The 14,843-nt window shown below is 68.9% G+C and carries 18 protein-coding genes and 3 tRNA genes (1 of these 21 cut by a window edge); 5 read left to right on the top strand and 16 right to left on the bottom strand.

Annotated features, from left to right (window positions below):
* Nucleotides 1-56 (bottom strand) — tRNA-Arg (locus tag B2742_RS10455) (it extends 19 nt beyond the left edge of the window).
* A gap of 84 nt (nucleotides 57-140) precedes the next feature.
* Complete coding sequence (locus B2742_RS10450; RefSeq protein WP_292065889.1) at nucleotides 141-446, bottom strand: ETC complex I subunit; 306 nt, start codon at nucleotides 444-446, stop codon at nucleotides 141-143.
* A 136-nt stretch (nucleotides 447-582) separates the two neighbouring features.
* Between B2742_RS10450 and B2742_RS10445 the strand changes: the two genes are divergently transcribed.
* The 3 genes from B2742_RS10445 (at nucleotide 583) to B2742_RS10435 (ending at nucleotide 3,208) form a co-directional block, all read left to right on the top strand.
* Entirely contained in the window at nucleotides 583-1,869 is a 1,287-nt protein-coding gene (locus B2742_RS10445; protein WP_292065887.1) for a cystathionine gamma-synthase family protein, read from the top strand.
* Between the two features lie 83 nt (nucleotides 1,870-1,952).
* Entirely contained in the window at nucleotides 1,953-2,504 is a 552-nt protein-coding gene (locus B2742_RS10440; protein WP_292065884.1) for a cytochrome b, read from the top strand.
* A gap of 2 nt (nucleotides 2,505-2,506) precedes the next feature.
* Nucleotides 2,507-3,208 carry a VIT1/CCC1 transporter family protein gene (locus B2742_RS10435; protein ID WP_292065882.1) on the top strand — a complete coding sequence of 234 codons (702 nt, stop codon included), beginning with the start codon at nucleotides 2,507-2,509 and terminating at the stop codon, nucleotides 3,206-3,208.
* Between the two features lie 8 nt (nucleotides 3,209-3,216).
* Here B2742_RS10435 and B2742_RS10430 read toward each other — a convergent pair.
* From B2742_RS10430 to B2742_RS10395, 8 genes are all read right to left on the bottom strand, one after another.
* Nucleotides 3,217-3,293: transfer RNA gene (locus B2742_RS10430), tRNA-Pro, on the bottom strand.
* A 48-nt stretch (nucleotides 3,294-3,341) separates the two neighbouring features.
* Nucleotides 3,342-3,815: a DUF192 domain-containing protein gene (locus B2742_RS10425; protein ID WP_292065879.1), complete on the bottom strand. Its 474-nt coding sequence runs from the start codon at nucleotides 3,813-3,815 to the stop codon at nucleotides 3,342-3,344.
* A gap of 30 nt (nucleotides 3,816-3,845) precedes the next feature.
* Complete coding sequence (locus B2742_RS10420) at nucleotides 3,846-4,415, bottom strand: cold-shock protein (RefSeq protein WP_292065875.1); 570 nt, start codon at nucleotides 4,413-4,415, stop codon at nucleotides 3,846-3,848.
* A 111-nt stretch (nucleotides 4,416-4,526) separates the two neighbouring features.
* The gene (locus B2742_RS10415) at nucleotides 4,527-4,958 is read right to left on the bottom strand and encodes a response regulator (protein ID WP_292066195.1); all 432 of its coding nucleotides are present in this window, start codon (nucleotides 4,956-4,958) and stop codon (nucleotides 4,527-4,529) included.
* Nucleotides 4,959-5,071: 113 nt separating this feature from the next.
* Nucleotides 5,072-5,146 (bottom strand) — tRNA-Glu (locus B2742_RS10410).
* Nucleotides 5,147-5,232: 86 nt separating this feature from the next.
* Nucleotides 5,233-7,047, bottom strand: a complete 1,815-nt coding sequence (recJ, locus tag B2742_RS10405) for a single-stranded-DNA-specific exonuclease RecJ (RefSeq protein WP_292065873.1) — start codon at nucleotides 7,045-7,047, stop codon at nucleotides 5,233-5,235.
* Nucleotides 7,047-8,003, bottom strand: a complete 957-nt coding sequence (gene glpX / locus B2742_RS10400) for a class II fructose-bisphosphatase (protein WP_292065869.1) — start codon at nucleotides 8,001-8,003, stop codon at nucleotides 7,047-7,049. Before glpX ends, recJ begins: the two co-directional genes overlap by 1 nt.
* Nucleotides 8,004-8,065: 62 nt before the next feature.
* Nucleotides 8,066-8,476, bottom strand: coding sequence for a hypothetical protein (locus tag B2742_RS10395; RefSeq protein WP_292065867.1), 411 nt, complete (start codon nucleotides 8,474-8,476; stop codon nucleotides 8,066-8,068).
* Nucleotides 8,477-8,596: 120 nt separating this feature from the next.
* Between B2742_RS10395 and phaC the strand changes: the two genes are divergently transcribed.
* Both phaC and B2742_RS10385 read left to right on the top strand, forming a co-directional pair.
* Complete coding sequence (gene phaC / locus B2742_RS10390; protein WP_292065864.1) at nucleotides 8,597-10,564, top strand: class I poly(R)-hydroxyalkanoic acid synthase; 1,968 nt, start codon at nucleotides 8,597-8,599, stop codon at nucleotides 10,562-10,564.
* The gene (locus tag B2742_RS10385; protein WP_292065861.1) at nucleotides 10,561-10,944 is read left to right on the top strand and encodes a hypothetical protein; all 384 of its coding nucleotides are present in this window, start codon (nucleotides 10,561-10,563) and stop codon (nucleotides 10,942-10,944) included. The genes phaC and B2742_RS10385 overlap by 4 nt, the downstream gene beginning before the upstream one ends.
* Here B2742_RS10385 and msrB read toward each other — a convergent pair.
* The 6 genes from msrB to rplM form a co-directional block, all read right to left on the bottom strand.
* Nucleotides 10,932-11,426, bottom strand: a complete 495-nt coding sequence (gene msrB / locus B2742_RS10380) for a peptide-methionine (R)-S-oxide reductase MsrB (protein ID WP_292065859.1) — start codon at nucleotides 11,424-11,426, stop codon at nucleotides 10,932-10,934. The genes B2742_RS10385 and msrB overlap by 13 nt on opposite strands.
* 191 nt (nucleotides 11,427-11,617) lie before the next feature.
* Nucleotides 11,618-12,550 (bottom strand): N-acetyl-gamma-glutamyl-phosphate reductase, encoded by a 933-nt coding sequence (argC, locus tag B2742_RS10375; protein WP_292065856.1) that lies wholly within the window; start codon nucleotides 12,548-12,550, stop codon nucleotides 11,618-11,620.
* Between the two features lie 154 nt (nucleotides 12,551-12,704).
* Entirely contained in the window at nucleotides 12,705-12,827 is a 123-nt protein-coding gene (locus tag B2742_RS10370) for a hypothetical protein (protein ID WP_292065853.1), read from the bottom strand.
* A 7-nt stretch (nucleotides 12,828-12,834) separates the two neighbouring features.
* On the bottom strand, nucleotides 12,835-13,215 hold the full coding sequence (locus B2742_RS10365; RefSeq protein ID WP_292065850.1) for a VOC family protein: 381 nt from the start codon (nucleotides 13,213-13,215) through the stop codon (nucleotides 12,835-12,837).
* 96 nt (nucleotides 13,216-13,311) lie between these two features.
* Nucleotides 13,312-13,833 carry a 30S ribosomal protein S9 gene (rpsI, locus tag B2742_RS10360; protein WP_414633060.1) on the bottom strand — a complete coding sequence of 174 codons (522 nt, stop codon included), beginning with the start codon at nucleotides 13,831-13,833 and terminating at the stop codon, nucleotides 13,312-13,314.
* Between the two features lie 2 nt (nucleotides 13,834-13,835).
* Nucleotides 13,836-14,312, bottom strand: a complete 477-nt coding sequence (gene rplM, locus B2742_RS10355; protein ID WP_292065847.1) for a 50S ribosomal protein L13 — start codon at nucleotides 14,310-14,312, stop codon at nucleotides 13,836-13,838.
* Nucleotides 14,313-14,843: the final 531 nt, after the last annotated feature.

Below are 14,843 nucleotides of genomic sequence, written 5' to 3'. Positions count from 1 at the left end.
AACCTGCAACCGTCCGCTTAGAAGGCGGGTGCTCTATCCGGTTGAGCTATGGGCGCCGATGGCTGCGGCGAGCGTTAGCCGCCCTGACCCTGCGGCTCAAGCAGCAAGCCGCCGCGCGGCGAGCGTTAGCCGCCCCCGAATTAATGCGTCCAGGGCTGTTTGCGGCCGGTGGCGAAATTGTCGGCATAGGCCTTGAGGATCACCGGCGCCTCCTGCGGCTCATGCAGGCGGAACGGAATGCCGTGGCGCTCGGCATAGGCCACCGCCTCCTCGGCCGAGTCGAAGCTCAGTCGCACCTGGCCGTTCATGTCGCTGGAGCTGGTCCAGCCCATCAGCGGGTCGATGGTGCGCGCCGACGCCGGCTCGAACTCCAGCCGCCAGCCTCTCGACGAGGCCTTGCCGGACTGCATCGCGGTCTTGGCGGGGCGATAGATGCGGGCGAGCATGACCAATCCTCGTGACGACGGCGGGCCGGCCCGCGCCGCGCCCAGATACCGCGTGACCCGCGCCGGGTCCAGCGCCCCTGCTTGGCCTCGGCCCGCGCCCGGCCTATTCAACCGGCAACAACAAGGAAGCGTCCCCATGAGTCGACATCGCAGCCGCACCCTCGGCGAGCGCACCCTGGCGCCCGAGACCCTGATGATGGGCTACGGCTACGACCCGACCCTGTCGGAGGGCTCGATCAAGGCGCCGATCTTCCAGACCTCGACCTTCGTCTTCAAATCGGCCGAGGACGGCAAACGCTTCTTCGAGGTCGCCTACGGCCTGCGCCAGAAGGATCCCGACGAGGCCCTCGGCCTGATCTATTCGCGGATCAACAACCCCAATCTCGAGATTCTCGAGGACCGGCTGGCTGTCTGGGACGCCGCCGACAAGGCGCTGGTCTTCTCCAGCGGCATGGCCGCCATCTCGACCACCATGCTGGCCCTCAGCCGCCCCGGCGACGTGATCGTCTATACCGCCCCGGCCTATGGCGGCACCGAATATCTGTTCGACCGCATCCTGCCGCGCATGGGGATCCGGACGGTCAGCGTCGCCGACTGCGACGGCGGCGAGGCCCTGACGACGGCGATCCGCTCGGCCTCCGACGACGCCGCCGCGACCGGCGGCCGGCTGGCGGCGGTCTATGTCGAGACCCCGGCCAACCCGACCAACCAGTTGATCGACCTTCAGGCCGCCGCCGCCGCCATCCGCGACCTCGGCCTGGCCGAGCCGCCCCTGCTGGTGGTCGACAACACCTTCCTCGGCCCCCTGTGGCAGAAGCCGTTGCGGCACGGCGCCGACCTGGTCCTCTATTCCCTGACCAAATACGTCGGCGGCCATTCGGACCTGATCGCCGGGGCCTGCCTCGGCCGCGCCGACCTGATGGCCCGGGTCGGCGAGATGCGCACCATCTGCGGGACGACGACCGACCCTCACACCGCCTGGCTGCTGATGCGCAGCCTCGAGACCCTGCACATCCGCATGGAGCGCTCACAGGCCAACGCCATGGACCTGGTCGCCCGCCTGCGCGGTCATCCGAAGATCGAGGCCGTCCTCGACGCCGGCGGCGCCGAGTCCTCGCCCGGCCAGCAGGCCCTGTTCGCCCGCCAGTGCAGCGGCGCCGGCTCGACCTTCTCCCTGCGCCTCAAGGGCGGCGAGGCCGAGGCCTTCCGCATGCTCAACGCCCTGCAGCTGTTCAAGCTCGCCGTCAGTCTGGGCGGCACCGAGAGCCTGGTCTCCCACCCCTCCAGCACCACCCATTCCGACTACAGCCCCGAAGCCAAGGCCCGCTGCGGCATTGGCGACAATCTGGTGCGGCTGTCCGTCGGGATCGAGAACGTCGACGACCTGTACGCCGACCTCGAGCGGGCGCTGGCGGCGATCTGACCGGCGGCCCGGTTGCGCCAGATCAAGGCCGGCCGGCCGGCGACGCGCCATGCTGACCAATCACCCTCTCCAGGAACGCGCCGATGACGATTCAGATGACTGCGGTTCGGAACCGGACGACGGGGCTCAGCCGGTTCTCGATCGCCCTGCACTGGCTGATGCTGCTCCTGCTTTCCGCCGTCTACGCCTGCATCGAGCTGCGCGAATTCTGGCCGCGCGGCAGCGACATCCGCGAGGGGCTCAAGACCTGGCATTTCATGCTGGGCCTCTCGGTGTTCGTCCTTGTCTGGATCCGGCTGGCGGCGCGCTGGCGGACGCCGCTGCTGTCGCTCTCGCCGGGCTGGACCCGCTGGCCCGCGGCGGTCGGGCATGTGGCCCTCTACGCCCTGATGATCGCCATGCCGCTGCTCGGCTGGCTGACCCTCAGCGCCGAGGGCGACCCCATTCCCTTCTTCGGCCTCGCCTTGCCGCCCCTCGTGGGGCCGAACGAGGGATTGGCCGAACAGGTCGAAGAGCTGCACACAACCCTCGGCGTGGCCGGCTACTGGCTGATCGGCCTGCACGCGGCCGCCGCCCTGTTTCACCACTACGTCCTGGGCGACCCGACATTGCGGCGCATGCTGGGACGCCGATGATCATGAGCCGGATGGATCATCATCCCGAGCGTCACCTCGTCGCCCGCATCGGCTGGCTGCGCGCGGCCGTTCTCGGGGCCAACGACGGCCTCGTCTCCACGGCCAGTCTGGTGGTCGGGGTGGCCGCGGCCGAGGCGTCGCGCGGCGGAGTCCTGATCGCCGGCGTCGCCGGCCTCGTCGCCGGCGCCATGTCGATGGCCGCGGGCGAATATGTCTCGGTCAGCTCGCAGTCCGACACGGAAAAGGCCGACCTCGCGCGCGAGACCGCCGAACTGGCCGCGGATCCCGAGGCCGAGGTCCGGGAACTGGCCGCCATCTACGCCGCCCGCGGCGTCGATCCGGCCCTGTCGCGCCAGGTCGCGCAGCAGCTGATGGCCCGGGACGCCCTGGGCGCCCATGCGCGCGACGAGCTGGGAATCTCGGACTTCAGCACCGCCCGCCCGGTTCAGGCGGCCCTGACCTCGGCCGCGACCTTCGCGCTCGGCGCCGCCCCGCCCCTGGTCGTCGTGCTGCTGGCGCCGCTGGAGACCGTGATCGTCTGGGTCAGCGTCATCGCCCTCGCCGGGCTGATGGGGCTGGGCGCGCTCGGGGCCATGGCCGGCGGGGCCAATGTCCCGCGGTCCGTGCTGCGTGTCGCCTTCTGGGGCGTCATCGCCATGGCCGCCACCGCCGGCATCGGCCGGTTGTTCGGGACCGTGGTCTAGGAAGCAATTGGTCGGAGTGAGAGGATTCGAACCTCCGACCCTCTGGTCCCAAACCAGATGCGCTACCAGGCTGCGCTACACTCCGGCGGCGGGATTTGGCACACTCGACGCCGCGCCGCAACGCGCGGTTTCGCTATTCGGCGAAGAAGGGGTGGCTGACCTTGTCGCCGGGCCGGGCCCCGATCTCGTCGGCGCGGCCGGCGCGCAGCTCCAGCACGCCGCTGGCGGGCCCGTTCGACGGGATGATGGCGTCGGACAGGGGCGTCGCATTCTTGGCGATCGAGACGATCCGCCCGTTCGGGTCGATATAGATGATGTCCAGCGAGTTGGGCGTGTTGCGCATCCAGAAGCCGCGCTCGGCGACGTCGGGGAACTGGAAGAGCATGCCGCGGTCGTCGGCGAGGGGCTCGCGCTCCATCATGCCGCGCTGGCGCTCGGCGTCGTCATCGGCGATCTCGACCATGAAGCGGTGTTCGCCGCTCGCGGTGGTGACGGTCAGCGGCTCAAGCGGATCGCCCTTGGCGTCGCGCGGCGCGCCGGCCCCGGCGCAGGCGGCCAGCAGCACCAGGCCGGACAGGGCGCCCAGAAGTCCACGACGGTTCATCATTGCCTGTCCATCCTCACGGGGACGGATGGTTCATCCGCCCGGTCTGATTTCCGCGACCACCAGACCCTTGGGGCCCTCGGCGAATCGCACCGAGACCGTCTCGCCGGGCAGCAGGTCATCCAGCCCGCAGCGGCGCAACGTCTCGACATGGACGAAGATATCGCCCGCTTCGCCGTCGCGCACCACGAATCCGTAGCCCTTGGTGCGATTGAACCATTTTACGACCGCGAGCTCCATCGGCGCGCCCGAAACCAGGCCGTCCGCATCCTCCGCGGATCGCGCGGTCTGCCGCAGGCCTTCATAGCCGGTGCGCCGGGGCGCGGCGACCAGTTCGGGGTCGCCCTCGCCGAGGTCATGAACCTCGGTCACCTGCCAGCCCTTGGGCCGGCGGGCGCACTCACAGCTGATCGGCGCGCCCTCGGCCGCCGCATCCCGCCCGGCGTCGCGCAGGCTGGAGATGTGCAGCAGCACGTCCTTCATGTCGGTCAGGGTGGGGTCATCCGGCACGACGAATCCGTACCCCTTGCCGGGATCGAACCATTTCACCCGGCCCGCGATGCGAACCGTCGCGACTGTCTCAACGCCCTCGTAGTCCGACACAGCCTTCCCCCTGCCCGTCAGTCAGTACGGGCGGCGCTTGTTTAACACGGTTCTGTGAACCCCGGAAAAGCGAAAAACGCCGGTTTCGCTCCAAAAGCGAAATGAATCTGCTCAGGGGCCCGCGGGGCCACGGTCCAGCAGCCGGCGAATCTTCCGGACGAGGTCGACCTGCCGGTATGGCTTGGCGATCATTTCCAGGTCGGGACGCTGATCCGCCTGGTCCCGGACCCGGTCGGCCCAGCCTGTGGTCAACAGCACCGGCGTCCCCGGCCTGAGGCGTCCGACCTCGGCGGCGAGGCCGATCCCGTCGAGGTCGCCCGGCATGACGATGTCGGTGAACAGCAGGTCGAACCCGAGGCCGGCCCGGAGCTGATCGAGGGCTTCGCCGGCGTCGGCGGCCGTATGGACCACGAAACCCGCGTCAACCAGCAGGGTCTCGCCCATGACCCGGACATCCGGATTGTCCTCGACCATCAGAATGGTCTCGGGACGCTCAACCGCCGACGGATCGCGCGACGGCGCCCGGGACGGGTCTTCGGACATGCTGATCAACCGGGCGCCTCCCCGTCCGCGCGTCGGACGCGTCCTTCAAACGCACCAAACCACGAAGGGTCCGGCGTCGCGACGTCTGATAGCGAAAAAGGGAAGCTCCGCGCTGGCAGTCCCTAGGGGAGTCGAACCCCTCTTTTCAGGTTGAAAACCTGACGTCCTAACCGATAGACGAAGGGACCGCTGCGCGGAGAGCGGGCGATATAGCCGCCGATTCCGGACGGTGCAACCCTTGTCCGCCCCATTTTCCCGTCGGGATGCCGGGGCTTTACGCCATCCGTGGATCGGCCACGTCCTCGATCTCGAATTGCACGCCCTTGCGGCCGTTCCAGTCGTCCGCCTTCAGCCGCCCGACCACGCTCAGCCCGCCCTGCCCGGACAGCAGCGACTGCCCGCCGGGCAGGTCGGCGCAACGCCAGGCGATGGCCTTGACCGAGGCCCCGTCGGCCCCGACCAGCCGGCACCGCACATGGCCGCCGTTCATGGCCACGGCGTCGCGCGCCTGGACATGCTCCAGCGCGAACAGCGGCTCGGGATTGGCCGGCCCGAACGGCGCCAGTTGCTCGAACTGTTCGAACAGGGCCCGGGTCGCCGCGCCCGGGTCGATCAGGGCGTCGATCTCGACATGGTCCAGGGCGTCCGCCGCCGCCTGCTCGCCGGCCATCCGTTCATTCAGAAAGTCGCGCAGCCGGTCGATGTCGTCGGCCCGAACCGTCAGCCCGGCCGCCATGGCGTGGCCGCCCCCGGCGATCAACACGCCCGTCTCCCATGCCGCCTGCACGGCCCTGCCCAGGTTCATGCCCGGCTGTGACCGGCCCGAGCCCTTGCCGAGACTGTTCACCGCATCGACGCCGATCACCACCACCGGCTTGCGCCAGCGTTCGCGCAGGCGGCCGGCGACGATGCCGACCACGCCGGGGTGCCATTCGTCGCCCGCGATCACCACCACAGCCGAGCCGTCGGCATGAGCGCCGGTTGCCTCGACCATCCGCGTGGCCTGATCGGTGACCTGTTTCTCCACCTCGCGTCGCGCGATGTTCAGGGCGTCCAGCTCCTGCGCCAGCGCCGCCGCCTCCGCCGGGTCGTCGGTCGACAGCAACCGCGCGCCGAGATCCGACTTGCCGATCCGCCCGCCGGCGTTGATCCGCGGCCCGAGGATGAAGCCCGCGTGATTCGACTTGGCCGGCCCCGGCTCAGCCCCCGCCGCCGCCAGCAGGGCCCGCAGCCCCGGATTGCCCCAGTCCGACATGACCCGCAGGCCCAGGCTGGTCAGGGCGCGGTTGAAGCCGGTCAGGCCGGTGACGTCGCAGATCGCCCCCATGGCCGCCAGATCCAGCCACTGGCGGATGTCAGGCTCCTTGACGTCGGCGAACATCCCGCGCCGCCGCGCCTCGCGGTTCAGCGCCGCCAGCAGCACGAACACCACCCCCGCTGCGGCGAGATTCCCCTGCCCCGAGTTGCAGCCCGGCCGGTTCGGATTAACCACGGCGGCGCAGACCGGCGGATGCTCGCGCATCATGTGATGGTCGATGACCACGACCTTCAGCCCGATCGCCGCCGCATGGGCCACCGCCTCATTGGCCGCCGCGCCGCAGTCGACGGTGATGACCAGATCGGCGCCCGAGGCCTTCAGCGTGTCGAACGCTCGCGCGCTGGGCCCATAGCCCTCGGTGACCCGGTCCGGCACATAGATCGGCAGCTCGGCGCCCAGGGCCCGGAACCAGCGCACCAGCAGGGCGGCGCTGGAGGCCCCGTCGACGTCATAGTCGGCGAAGACGTGGATCGAGGCCCTGGCCTGCAGGGCGTCGAGGATGGCCTCGGCCGCCGCGTCCATGTCCATGAAGCTGGACGGATCGGGGAACAGGGCCTTCAGCGTCGGGGTCAGGAAGTCCGCGCCCTGATCGGCCCGCACGCCCCGCGCCGCCAGCGCCCGCGCCAGCGGCTCCTCGAGGTTGAGCGTCTGCATATGCGCCCGGATCAGCCCGGCCTCGGCGGGCCGCTGCCGCCATTCGCGGCCCGACAGGGAGCGGGAGACGCCCAGAAACGCCGGCCCAAATCCCGAGCCTGCGCTCCCGTCCGCCATCAGAGCGGCCGGATCGTGCGGATGCGCTGGACCGTCCGGGTCGAGGAATCCATCACCAGCGTATGGGTCGAGACGAAGCCGTCGGCGACCTTGACCCCGTCCAGCATGGCGCCCTTGGTTACGCCCGTGGCGGCGAAGATGGCGTCCTTCGACACCAGTTCGTGCAGGTCATACTTTCGGTCCAGATCGGTCACGCCCGTCTTGGCCGCGCGCGCCCGCTCGTCGTCGTTGCGGAAAATCAGCCGCCCCTGGAAATGGCCGCCGACGCATTTCAGCGCGCTGGCCGCCAGCACGCCCTCCGGCGCCCCGCCCGACCCCAGATACAGGTCGATGCCCGTCTCCGGTTCGGCCGTATGGATCACCCCCGCCACGTCGCCGTCGGTGATCAGCACCACCTTGGCCCCGACCTCGCGCAGGGCGGCGATCAGGTCCGCGTGGCGCGGCCGGTCCATGACGCAAACGGTGATCTCGGAGGGGTTTACCCCCTTGGCCGAGGCCAGCGAGCGGACATTGTCCTGGGGCGTCATGTCCAGATCGACGGTGCCGGGCGCGAAGCCGGGCCCGATGGCGATCTTGTCCATATAGGTGTCGGGCGCGTGCAGCATGCCGCCGCCCGGCGACATCGACAGCACGCACAGCGCATTGGCCATGGCCTTGGCCGTCAGGGTCGTGCCTTCCAGCGGATCGAGCGCGATGTCGATGGCCGGACCTTTGCCGGTGCCGACCTTCTCGCCGATGTAGAGCATCGGCGCCTCGTCGCGCTCGCCCTCGCCGATGACGATCTTGCCGTCGATATCGAGCGCGTTCAGGGCCGTGCGCATGGCGTCGACGGCCAGCTGGTCCGCCGCCTTCTCGTCGCCACGGCCGATGCCGGCATAGCTGGCGATGGCGGCCAGTTCGGTCACCCGTGCGGCGTCTGCAGCGAGGGTCGAGGCGTAGGGGGCCGGTTTGGCCATGCGTGGGTCTCCTGAGACGATGGTCCCCGGATTCTGCCGTCCGGGCGAGCGTTGGATGGGGTTCAGCGGCGATCCACCGGCGGCGGGGCCCGGCCCCGCTCGCGCGTGCGCCGCACGAAGTCTTCGATCTCGGCCAGGGTTTCCGCCGTCACCGGGGCGACGGGTACGGAATCGATCCGGGCCTGCACCCCCGCCGCGAAATCAGCCGGCGCGTCCGTGATCTGCCAGTCGATGCGCGAGACCTCGCCGGCCAGAGCCCCGCCGGTGACCCGCAGCGTACTGACCTCGGCCGCGATCGCGCCCGGTTCGGGCAGGGGTTCGGTCGACCGCGGGAAATCGGCCCAGTCCGGGTACCGGCGATTGGCGTCAACCAGGGCCTGGACCCGCGGCGCCACCGGCGAAGCGGTGTCTGTCACCGGGTCAAACGCCGCCGCGCAGGCCGTCAGACCGCCGCCCATGGCGATTGCGGACATCACGACAGCAATTTTCCGGATCGGCGCGTTCATATCAGGGGCGGTCATATGCCATGATCGCCACAGGCGGAAGGGCGCGCGCGGCGCCCGCGACCGTTCTGACGACATCCGGAGCTCTCCATGGCCAAGCGCCCCAGCCCGCCGACCGCCGACGCGCCGCGCCGCGCGCCGCGCAAATCCGGCAGACCCACCTCGGCCAAGCCGCCCCGCCCCCGCGCCGCCCAGGTCAAGATCGCGCCCGAGCCGGAGCCGAGACCGACGCCGCCCCCGCCGCCGCCCGAAGCGGACGCGCCTGCCGCAGACGCCTTCACCTTCCCCGGCGCCGACCAGCGGCAACTGCTCGAAACCCTGTCGATGAACCTGGCCAAGGCCGCCATGACGGCCCAGTCGGCCATCGCCGAGGCCGCCCTGTCCCAGGCCGACCGCCCCGCCGCCCTGTCGCCCGACCCGTTCAACGTCGGGCCGGCGATGAACTCGGTCATGACCAGCCTGGCCTCGCGCCCCGACAAGCTGTTCGCCGCCCAGGCCGACCTGTTCAACCGCTATATGGACCTGTGGGCCTCCACCACCCGCCGCGCCGCCGGCGACGAGACCCCCGCGTCGCCCTCGAAGGACAAGCGCTTCAAGGACCCGGCCTGGTCCGAAAACCCGGCCTTCGACGTCATGCGCCAGTCCTATCTGGTCACCTCCGACTGGATGAACGGCCTCGTCTCCAGCGTCGAGGACGTCGATCCCCTGACCAAGCGCCGGGCCGAATTCTTCACCAAGCTCCTGACCGACGCCTTCTCCCCCTCCAACTTCCTCGCCTCCAACCCCGCCGCCCTCAAGGCCCTGGCCGAGACCAACGGCGAATCGCTGGTCAAGGGGATGCAGAATTTCGCCGCCGACATGGAGCGCGGCGCCGGCAAGCTGAAAATCAGCCAGGCCGACTACGGAAAGTTCGTCGTCGGCGAGAACGTCGCCACCGCCCCGGGCCAGGTCGTCTGGCGCGACGAGCTGTTCGAACTGATCCAGTTCGACGCCGCGACGGAGAAGCAGCGCGCCATTCCGCTGCTGATCTTCCCGCCCTGGATCAACAAATTCTACATCCTCGACCTCCAGCCCGCGAACTCGATGATCCGCTGGCTCTCGGCCCAGGGTTTCACCGTCTTCGTCTGTTCCTGGGTCAATCCGGACAAGGACAAGGCCGGTTTCGGCTTCGACGACTATCTGGAAAAAGGCATCTACCGCTGCGTCGAGAAGGCGCTGGAGCAGTCGAAGGCCGAGCACATCAACACCGTCGGCTACTGCATCGGCGGCACATTGATGGGGGCGGCCCTCGCCCATATGGCGGCGAAAGGCGACAAGCGCGTCACCGCCAACACCTTCTTCGCCGCCCAGCACGATTTCGCCGAGGCCGGCGACCTGCTGCTGTTCACCGACGAGCACTGGCTCAATGAGATCGAGCAGCAGATGGACGCCGCCGGCGGCGTCCTGCCCGGCGCGGCCATGGCCGAGACCTTCAACGCCCTGCGCGCCAACGACCTGATCTGGTCCTTCTTTGTCTCGAACTATCTGATGGGCAAGGATCCGCCGGCCTTCGACCTGCTGTTCTGGAACGCCGACCAGACCCGGATGCCCAAGAAGCTGCACATGGACTACCTCCGCTCCATGTACGGCCAGAACCGCCTCGCCCGGGGCGAGTTCACCATCGGCGGCGTCAAGGTCGACCTGTCGAAGGTGACCATCCCGCTCTATTTCCAGGCCAGCCGCGAGGACCACATCGCGCCGATGAATTCGGTCTACCGCTCGGCCCGGGCCTTCTCCAACGCCGACGTCACCCTGACCCTCGCCGGCTCGGGCCATATCGCCGGCGTGGTCAATCCGCCCTCGGCCCACAAATACCAGCACTGGACCAACCCCGCCCTGCCCGCGACCCTGGCCGAATGGCAGGCCAGGGCCGAGGAACATCCGGGCAGCTGGTGGGAGCACTGGGCCGCCTGGCTGCATGAGCGGTCCGGCGACTGGATCCCCGCCCGCGACCCTAAAAAGGGCCCGCTTTCGCCGATAGAGCCGGCGCCGGGGTCCTATGTGAAGGTGAAGAGTTGAAGCGTCTGGAACCCAATCTGCTGCTGGCGATCTCCACCGGCTTCGCCCTGCTTCTGGTGGTCGTCACCACCACCGTCTACGGCCCGCCGTCCGCCCTGTTCCGCAATCCGCTGCTCGCCTTCATCTGCGCCGGCGGCTTCGTGCTGCTGAACCCCGTGATGCTGCGGATGATGAAGACCCCGCCGCGCCCGCCGATGATCCATCCGGACAGCCGCGGCGCGACCGCCTGGGCGAGCCTGTTCCCGATGCTGGTCAGCCTGTCGGCCGCCATCCCGGTGTTCTGGCCCGGGCCCGACTATGGCCTGCTGGTCCTGATCGCCTCGATCTGGTTCGGCGCCACCGTCGAATCCGCCCTCAAGGCGCACCGTCAGGCCGGCTGAAATCTCAGCGCCACGCCGTTGTTGCAATAGCGTTTTCCGGTCGGCCGCGGCCCGTCCATGAACAGGTGCCCCTGATGCCCCAGGCAGCGGGCGCAGTGATATTCCGTGCGCGGGAAGCCGATCGCGAAGTCGGTCTTGGTCCCGATGTTGGCGGCGATCACCTCATAGAAGCTCGGCCACCCGGTGCCGGAATCGTATTTCCACTGCGACCGGAACAGCGGCAAGTCGCAGCCGCGGCAGACAAAGGTCCCGGCGCGGTGCTCATCGTTCAGCGGGCTGGTGTAGGGCCGCTCGGTCGCCTCGTGCCGCAGCGTCTGATAGCTGGCCGCCGGCAGGCGCGCCCGCCACTGGGCGTCGGTCAGCCGCCGGAACGGCGAGTTCGCATACTGGCGCACGGACGCATCCGCGCTCTCCGGCGAACAGGCGGACACGGCGAACGCCCCGGCGGTGGACAGAAGGGCGCGGCGAGAGATCTGGGTCATGACGGGAGATACGTCTGCACTGTGCCGCAGGTTTCAACCCCCCACTCCCGCTATCGTCATCCCGGCGAAGGCCGGGACCCAGCGGCGCCGAAGGCGACCTGTCCAGCCGCGCTCCCGGCAGGTTCGCGCTCGCGCGCGCCGCTGGGTCCTCCGGTCTCGCTACGCTCGCCGCAGGATGACGATAGCGGAAATCACGAAAGCCCGATGTCTTCCGCCAGCCCCAGCATCAGGTTCAGGTTCTGCACCGCCGCCCCCGACGCCCCCTTGCCGAGATTGTCCAGCAGGGCGACCAGCCGCACCTGCGCCCCGTCCCGGTCGCCGAACACATGCAGGCGCATTTTGTTGGTCCCGTTCAGCCCCTCCGGATCGATCCCGGTCAGGGCCTCGCTCGCCTCCAGCTCCGCCACCTCGACGAACCGGCAGCCCGCATAGGCCTCGGCCAGCGCCCCGTGCACCACCTCGACCGACGGCGACGACGGCAGGGCCGCCAGTTGCAGCGGAACCTCGACCAGCATCCCCTGCCGGTACGCCCCGACCGCCGGCGCGAACAGCACCGGCCGCTCCAGCCCCGTGTGCAGCGTCATCTCCGGCACATGTTTGTGCTTCAGCGACAGGCCATAGGCGCGGAACGCCCCCGCCCCGCCGGCCTCGAACTCCGCGATCATCGCCTTGCCGCCGCCGGAATAGCCCGACACCGCATTGACCGTCACCGGCCAGCCCGCGGGGATGATCCCGGCTGACACCAGCGGCCGGACCAGGCCGATGAACCCCGTCGGATAACAGCCCGGGTTCGACACCCGGGTCGCCGCCGCGATCTTCTCCCGCTGACCCGCCGCCATCTCGGCGAACCCATAGGTCCAGGCCGGATCGACCCGATACGCCGTCGAGGCGTCGATCACCCGCACGGCGGGATTCTCGATCATCGCCACGGCCTCCCGGGCCGCCTCGTCCGGCAGGCACAGGATCACCGCATCGGCCCCGTTCAACGCCTCCCGCCGCGCCGCCACATCGCGCCGCCGCTCGCCCAGCGCGATGATCTCCAGATCCTCCCGCGCCTCCAGCCGCCGCAGCACGTCCAGACCGGTGGTGCCCGCTTCGCCGTCGATGAAAACCGAATACGTCATTCCAACTCCATCCCCTCTCCCACCGGGAGAGGGCTTGAGCGCACGACGGCGCAGCCGTCGTTCTTGCCCGAAAGGGTGTGGGTCGTCTCTATCCCTCGGCGTCAGCCGCCGCCCAAACCGGGCCACGGCTTGCGCCGACTGCCGCAGCCGACCCTCATCCGGCGCTGCGCGCCACCTTCTCCCATCGGGAGAAGGACAGGATTGTGGCCGCCAGTCGCGCGCGGATCTCCAGTCCCGTGGTCCCGGCCTCGCCGTCGATGAAGATGGTGGAGGTCATTACACGCTCAGTCGACAACGTCGGCGCCGGGCGGGTACCAGCTGACTTCGACCCGCATGCCGTCAGGGTCCCTCAGGAACAGGCATTTCGCCGGGCCCAGGTTCTGAATCTGCGCTTCATGGCCGGCCAGCGCCATCGCGTCCCGGATGCGCTCGACCGTCGTCAGGTCCGGTGCGCCGAAGCCCATATGATTGAGACCGACCCCATAACGCTCATAGGGACGCGTCCCGTCCCGGGCCTCCAGGAACTGGAAGAAGAAGCCCTTCCCGTCCGTCCAGTTCTCACGGGTCGTTCGGGAGAACCCCAGAAGCGGTAGCAGGGTCTCGTACAAGCTTCGGCTTCCCTCGATCGAACCGACCAGGATCGTCAGGTGATCCAGTCTCAGCATGGATGTGGCCTCCCCCGATTTGATCTGTCGCCCGGACAAGAAAAAGGGCGCTCCGGTTTCCCGAAGCGCCCCCTTCCATACCGTATCTGAACCGCCTTAGCGCTTCGAGAACTGGAAGGACTTGCGGGCCTTGGCCCGGCCGTACTTCTTGCGCTCGACGACGCGGCTGTCGCGGGTCAGGAAGCCGTGCGGCTTCAGGACCGGGCGCAGCGCCGGCTCATAGTGGGTCAGGGCGTGCGACAGGCCGTGGCGGATGGCGCCGGCCTGGCCCGACAGGCCCGAGCCCTGCACGGTGCAGTCGACGTCGAACTGGGTCAGGCGGTCGGTCACTTCCAGCGGCTGGGCGATCATCATGCGCAGGATTTCGCGGGCGAAATACTGCATCTGATCCTTGCCGTTGATGGTGATCTTGCCCGAGCCGGGCTTGATCCACACGCGGGCGATCGCGTTCTTGCGCTTGCCGGTCGAATAGGCGCGGCCCTGGGCGTCCAGCTTCTGGACGTAGACAGGGTGCTCTTCGCCCGCGCCTACGGTGCCCATGCCACGCAGGGCGTCGAAGCCGGTGGCGGCGGGAGCGTCGTTCTCGACGACGGGCGTTTCAGCAGTCACGTCGGTCATGCTCAGACGCTCCGGGTGTTCTTGGAGTTGGCCGACTTGAAGTCGATCGTTTCCGGCTGTTGGGCTTCGTGGGTGTGCGCGGCGCCGGCGAACAGGCGCAGGTGCGTCATCTGCAGGCGGGCCAGCGGGCTCTCCTTGGGCAGCATGCGCTCGACGGCCTTCTCGAGCACGCGCTCGGGGAAGCGGCCGTTCAGGACCTTCTCCGGGGTCGTCTGCTTGACGCCGCCCGGGTGGCCGGTGTGGCGGTAGTAGATCTTGTCGGTGATCTTCTTGCCGGTGAACACCACCTTGTCGACGTTGGTGACGACGACATAGTCGCCGCAATCGACGTGCGGGGTGTAGTCGCCGCGGTGCTTGCCGCGCAGACGGTTGGCGATGAAGGTCGCGAGACGGCCCACCACGACGCCTTCAGCGTCGATATGGATCCATTTCTTCGTGACCTCGGCCGGCTTCAGCGAAGCCGTGGTGCTCTTCAGCATTTCAAGGGTCCTGGGAGACGATCGGGTGCCCCTCCCGATGACGGGGACGAGCGGAAGGCGCGCTGATAGAGGAAGGGGGGCGTGGGGTCAAGGCAGAGTGAAGTGGTGCATAGCCGTTATCATATTGAAAATACTCACCTATGTAATAACGGTATTAAAATACCATACATATTTCCTTCCCCCATTTCGGGGGAAGGTGGCAGGCGAAGCCTGACGGATTGGGGCTGGTCAGGCTGGATCCGTCTCCCGCCAATCGCGGCGCGGACAGGGCCCCCATCCGAGCCGCTCCACGGCCCACCTTCCCCCGAAATGGGGGAAGGGAATGCTAGGTATTCACCGATTGCCAGCATATCCCGCGCCGCCAACCCCCTGACTCCGCTCGCCTTCCCAAAAAAGCAGCGTCCCTATCCCGCCGTAGCTGGGGCCCGTCCTAGACTCCCCCCGTCCCGTCGCAAGGGAGGCTCGCTCGGCCGGCGAACCGAAGCGGCGGCGGGAGCGGATGGAGCGGGCCGCGACGGAGCGATCCGGACG

The sequence above is a fragment of the Brevundimonas sp. UBA7664 genome (genome assembly GCF_002483305.1).
Classification (GTDB): Bacteria; Pseudomonadota; Alphaproteobacteria; order Caulobacterales; family Caulobacteraceae; genus Brevundimonas.
The sequence above is the reverse complement of the archived record's forward strand: the minus strand, read 5'-3'. Positions and strand labels throughout refer to the sequence as shown.

What these genes read in the sequence shown, in the direction of transcription:
- B2742_RS10370 (WP_292065853.1), bottom strand. Translation starts at nt 12,827, where the DNA reads ATGACCTCCACCATCTTCATCGACGGCGAGGCCGGGACCACGGGACTG.
- phaC (WP_292065864.1), top strand. Translation starts at nt 8,597, where the DNA reads ATGGCCAAGCGCCCCAGCCCGCCGACCGCCGACGCGCCGCGCCGCGCG.
- recJ (WP_292065873.1), bottom strand. Translation starts at nt 7,047, where the DNA reads ATGGCGGACGGGAGCGCAGGCTCGGGATTTGGGCCGGCGTTTCTGGGC.
- B2742_RS10440 (WP_292065884.1), top strand. Translation starts at nt 1,953, where the DNA reads ATGACGATTCAGATGACTGCGGTTCGGAACCGGACGACGGGGCTCAGC.
- rplM (WP_292065847.1), bottom strand. Translation starts at nt 14,312, where the DNA reads ATGCTGAAGAGCACCACGGCTTCGCTGAAGCCGGCCGAGGTCACGAAG.
- B2742_RS10450 (WP_292065889.1), bottom strand. Translation starts at nt 446, where the DNA reads ATGCTCGCCCGCATCTATCGCCCCGCCAAGACCGCGATGCAGTCCGGC.
- B2742_RS10415 (WP_292066195.1), bottom strand. Translation starts at nt 4,958, where the DNA reads ATGTCCGAAGACCCGTCCCGGGCGCCGTCGCGCGATCCGTCGGCGGTT.
- rpsI (WP_414633060.1), bottom strand. Translation starts at nt 13,833, where the DNA reads ATGACCGACGTGACTGCTGAAACGCCCGTCGTCGAGAACGACGCTCCC.
- B2742_RS10365 (WP_292065850.1), bottom strand. Translation starts at nt 13,215, where the DNA reads ATGCTGAGACTGGATCACCTGACGATCCTGGTCGGTTCGATCGAGGGA.
- B2742_RS10445 (WP_292065887.1), top strand. Translation starts at nt 583, where the DNA reads ATGAGTCGACATCGCAGCCGCACCCTCGGCGAGCGCACCCTGGCGCCC.
- msrB (WP_292065859.1), bottom strand. Translation starts at nt 11,426, where the DNA reads ATGACCCAGATCTCTCGCCGCGCCCTTCTGTCCACCGCCGGGGCGTTC.
- B2742_RS10435 (WP_292065882.1), top strand. Translation starts at nt 2,507, where the DNA reads ATGAGCCGGATGGATCATCATCCCGAGCGTCACCTCGTCGCCCGCATC.
- glpX (WP_292065869.1), bottom strand. Translation starts at nt 8,003, where the DNA reads ATGGCCAAACCGGCCCCCTACGCCTCGACCCTCGCTGCAGACGCCGCA.
- B2742_RS10425 (WP_292065879.1), bottom strand. Translation starts at nt 3,815, where the DNA reads ATGATGAACCGTCGTGGACTTCTGGGCGCCCTGTCCGGCCTGGTGCTG.
- B2742_RS10395 (WP_292065867.1), bottom strand. Translation starts at nt 8,476, where the DNA reads ATGTCCGCAATCGCCATGGGCGGCGGTCTGACGGCCTGCGCGGCGGCG.
- argC (WP_292065856.1), bottom strand. Translation starts at nt 12,550, where the DNA reads ATGACGTATTCGGTTTTCATCGACGGCGAAGCGGGCACCACCGGTCTG.